Genomic DNA, 4,186 nt, shown 5'->3' on the forward strand with positions numbered 1-4,186 from the left:
GCGTTCGACTGATTGTTGAGTCAGACCAACGAGTACGTTCGACCAACGTTGCTTGCGGGAGTCGACCGCCTTCGATAATAAGCAGTTGCAAGATTCGACGCTCGGGGTTGAGGAGTTCCGGGTCGACGCCGAGGAGCGGATTATCAAGGTCAGGGTCGTCAGTTCGAGGCAAACTATCGCGACAGTCGTCAGTCTCATTCAGACGAGTAACAGAACCGTCGGTTGCCGTTCGAACGTCCCTTGCTGACCCAGGTGCCGTCGAATCAATAGCTGATGCTCCAGTTAATCCCTGACTGAATCGAGTCCAAAGCGGTACAGCGAGTCCGCGAAGGATACGCCTGCAATATGCGAAACAGAGGGACAACAAAGATTGGCAATAGTTGACAATTCCACCCTCAGCCCCTGGCCTGTCGAGTGTTGGAGTCGAAGACTGGGAGTCGTTTTGGCTTCTATTCTTCATAAACTAGTATCTCACTCATGATGTTGCGCTTTCTGCCAGCGGTGTCTGATAGGTGATACGTAATCACGTTTCGTCTGAGCACGTCAACGTATCGATTGGGTTGCGATACAGCCAATCACGTATCGTAACGTGACTGGTACGGAAAGAATGGCTGCCCTCCTGAGCGAACACTGTCGAACGCCGGGGAAGTCGGCATGCAAAGGGGACGCACGGAACATCGGATGTTCAGTCGGTCCGAGCGTACGTTTGAAGGTTGCTTTCCACTGGGCCCCGCTCACAGTGAGAGGTAGGGTTGCGAGTCTGTCACCCGAGTTCAGGCACCCATTCCGGGTTCACTACTCTGTGTTATTGACATTGAACTTCTGGTTGCTATTGCAAGGTGTCAGAAGGGAAACTCCATCGTAGAACATTCGAGGAGTGTATTCTGAACAAGCCGCTCGTGGCCTCTACGGAGGCGTTGAGACGTTGCTTGATGAGAGATACCAAATCTGTTTGCGAGCTCATTTATATTTGTTTTGCGCGGTACGCTGTAGTAGCCCTCATTAAAAGCAGTCATCAGTGTGTGATGCTGTGCTTCGGTAAGACCAAATCGAGTGGGGCACGAAATATCTCCACAGTCGACGACAGATTCGACAGTGTGCGTAAGGCTGGCGCGTCGCCACACATCGGTCAACGTCCCGAGTGCGTCGCGGTCTTCCGCCAGTACACGCAGTGCCCACTCACCGTCTTGTCCGTGTGCACCAACCACGCTTAACTGGTCGTCGACGAAGATACGCATAAATTCGTCTGTAGCCGGATTGAGGTGGACGCGGTAAACGCTTCTATTTTTCGAGGAGAAAAAACACGAAGGGTCAGAAATACTCGGGTCCTCGCGTAGCCATGGCTCGACAGAGGTGGGGTCAGCACCGTGAAACCACAACAACGGTGCCATGGTACCACGGTCAACCTGAATAGACCGGAGCGGCCAAACTTCAAGGGCCGAGGTCCGAGAGAGTACTTCTTCAAGAACGAACACGGACGCAGGGACACGAAGGGTAGCAACGCTGCTCATACCAGCGTACCGACTCCAACATACCTTATTATCGGGCAAGTAAGTATTGGCTGAAGCAGTAGAACCAGCCATTTAATATCCGTTATCACGAGGAACGCCAGAATGCATTTACACCAGGTATACCGCCGAAAACAGGTATTGTGAGCCATCAAAAGCAGTGGTTTGACCTCGCTCAGAGGTACTTCCACAGCTTAGAGTAAACAGGAGATAACAGCAGGGGCTATGGCGTAGTTAGTCGTGAGTGCAGCCCCTGGACTAACAACAACACTCGTGGTCAATATGGCAGCCGCCAGACAGCAGAAACACGACGATGAACAAAACATCCATGATACCCGACTCCGAACTACGGGTCGAAACGTGGCACACGACGACAGCGGGTCCACAGATGGGTACAACGTCATTGGGTCGCACGACGAGTTGGTTCGCTGGTCGCGTGCGTACTGCACTCGTGCGGTGGATAGGTACGATTTCAGCGTCGACGTAACCCTCGTCCAGTGGGAAGTATCAACCCGGGCAAAACGGAGAGCAGCAGCAGTAAAGACACCGAACGTTGATGGCACAACCGTCGGTAAGCCGATAGATTGGACAACTCGTTCTATCGGAGGTGCTACCACAACACCGCCAGCGTGTACCATGTCTCTTTCGTGGCGGGCGTTCGAGTCCTTCGACCGAGACGAGTGGGCCGCAACGCTCCGACACGAACTTGTCCACGTCGAGCAGTTCCAGACGTTTGGCGCAACTGACCATGGACCGTCATTCAGGCGGCGTGCCGAGTCAGTCGACGCACCGATTCGCGTTCGTCGATTTACCGACCCAAAGTATGTGCTCAGCTGTGGTGACTGCGGTACCGACGTTGCCTATCGGTACCGCGACTGCAAACTGGTTCGGGAGTCGTCAGCGTACCGGTCGGCGTGCTGTGGGGCAATACTGGACTGTCGGACAGAGAGGGAGACGAACGATAACGACGCAACATAGGGAAGAAAAGTAGAGAGTGACCGCAAGGAGAGTTACCGGGCCGGAGGGTGTTCTCGTGCCTCTCGAATCGCAATGAACGCGATGACAAGAACGAATACGAGAGCCACGAAGAATTCGATACCGGGGACAACACCCGAGACAGTCCAGACGTACACGTCTTCGACGCCTAAAATGAGGAACAACACGAGGAGAATCGCAACGCCAGTCCGGCCGATGTCGAGTTCCATATAGAGATATTCACTGCGCAGCCACATAAGGATTGGATAGATAGACAGTAACAACCAAATTATACTATTGATAGTAGCTACTAAAATAAAGTATTAAGCTACGTCCAGCACGAGGACTACATAATATTGAGAGGAATAGACACATCAGCAGACCGCTGTAATAATATTTTTGATATTTGTTGCCATATATGCAAAGTGCAACGCACGGATGCCGACTCCCCCAGATATGACAGCACATACCAACTCATTACCGACCAATGCGAATATAAACCGATTTGATAGGTGTCTACAAATGGGAAATACGAGTATCTCCCTATTGACGGAACGGTATATACCACAGGTGTATGATAGTTATATTACACCGATACATCTGTAACGATCATCGACTTCCAATGAATTCGATTACAGACGGGGACAATAGATCCCGAGAGATTCCGTCTCTCGGTTAGATTTCGGTGATTCGTTCGTGAGCGTCGTCGAGTGCGGAAGCGTCTTCGGGCAGCAGCGCCACGACAACGTACTCGGCGTGTTCGTGGACGTACTCGACGAGGGAGGCGATTCGCTCGGAGTCGATTGCCTCCAGCGAGTCGAGCAGCATGAACGGGAGTTGTTCGGCCACGTCGTGGACGAGGTACCCGGCGAGACCGAACACCAGTCCGATGACCTCGCGCTCACTCTCACTCAGGTGGTCAACCGTATCCTCGTAGACGGACCCGGACTCGGTCTGTCTGACGATGTGGAGGTTGAACTCGCGGTTATCGCGGGACGCGCCACGGCCGGTCTGTTCTTGGTGAATCCGCTCGATCCACACCCGTTCGATGTTCTCGTATTGAAGAATGTCGAGAACGCGCTCCATGTGGTCGTTGAACGCGTCGACCGCCTCCGCTTCGATTCGGTCAATTCGACCCCGGAGTTCTCGAATTTCGTCGTCGATTTCCGCACGGCGGGCTTCGAACTCGGCGAGTTCCTCCTTCCGTGTCTGCGCCTCGTTTAGGCGGTCGCGAACGCGCTGGCGCTCGGATTCGAGGCGGTCACATTCGAGCTCCGCGCGGTTCGCTTTCGAGTGAAGTTCGACCAGTTCGTCGGTTTCGTCGTCGACATCCTCGGCTTCCTCCTCGACGGCGGCAACCTCCTCGCGCAGTTCCTCTTGCCGGGATTCGAGGTCCTCGATACGGTCGGCCGTCTCTTTCCGTTCGGCGATTGTCTGTTCGAGTCGGGAAGACAGCTCTCGGCGTCGGTTTCGGCGCTCTTCGATGGAATCGACTCGTGACGAGAGTTCGTCAATCTCCTCGCGGGCCGACCGGCGTTCCGCCGCAAGCGTTGCGCGGTAGTCCTGAAGATGCTCGACGGTTGCTTCGATTGTCTCCTGTGAGACCTCGGAGCCACAGGTCCAACAGACGATTTGGTCGTCACCGAGGAGTTGGTCGGTGACGTTTCCGTTTTCGTCGTCTCGCAGCGCACTCGCCACACCCG

The 4,186-nt window shown here is 54.1% G+C and carries 5 protein-coding genes; 1 reads left to right on the plus strand and 4 read right to left on the minus strand.

Going from position 1 to position 4,186, the window contains the following annotated elements:
* Together QT222_RS05260 and QT222_RS05265 are read right to left on the minus strand one after the other, a co-directional pair.
* Positions 1–460: helix-turn-helix transcriptional regulator (locus QT222_RS05260; protein ID WP_491476536.1), on the minus strand; the 460-nt coding region annotated here is incomplete at its 3' end.
* Between the two features lie 382 nt (positions 461–842).
* Entirely contained in the window at positions 843–1,583 is a 741-nt protein-coding gene (locus QT222_RS05265; RefSeq protein WP_491476537.1) for a helix-turn-helix domain-containing protein, read from the minus strand.
* Between the two features lie 285 nt (positions 1,584–1,868).
* On the opposite strand from QT222_RS05265, the gene QT222_RS05270 reads away from it, so the two are divergent.
* Complete coding sequence (locus QT222_RS05270) at positions 1,869–2,486, plus strand: SprT-like domain-containing protein (RefSeq protein WP_049917572.1); 618 nt, start codon at positions 1,869–1,871, stop codon at positions 2,484–2,486.
* Between the two features lie 32 nt (positions 2,487–2,518).
* Here the strand turns inward: QT222_RS05270 and QT222_RS05275 are convergent, their stop codons facing one another.
* Positions 2,519–2,713 (minus strand): hypothetical protein, encoded by a 195-nt coding sequence (locus QT222_RS05275; RefSeq protein ID WP_014732770.1) that lies wholly within the window; start codon positions 2,711–2,713, stop codon positions 2,519–2,521.
* 445 nt (positions 2,714–3,158) lie between these two features.
* On the minus strand, positions 3,159–4,186 hold a 1,028-nt coding region (locus tag QT222_RS05280; protein ID WP_491476538.1), incomplete at its 5' end, for an archaea-specific SMC-related protein.

The sequence above is a fragment of the Haloferax sp. s1 genome (genome assembly GCF_058382125.1).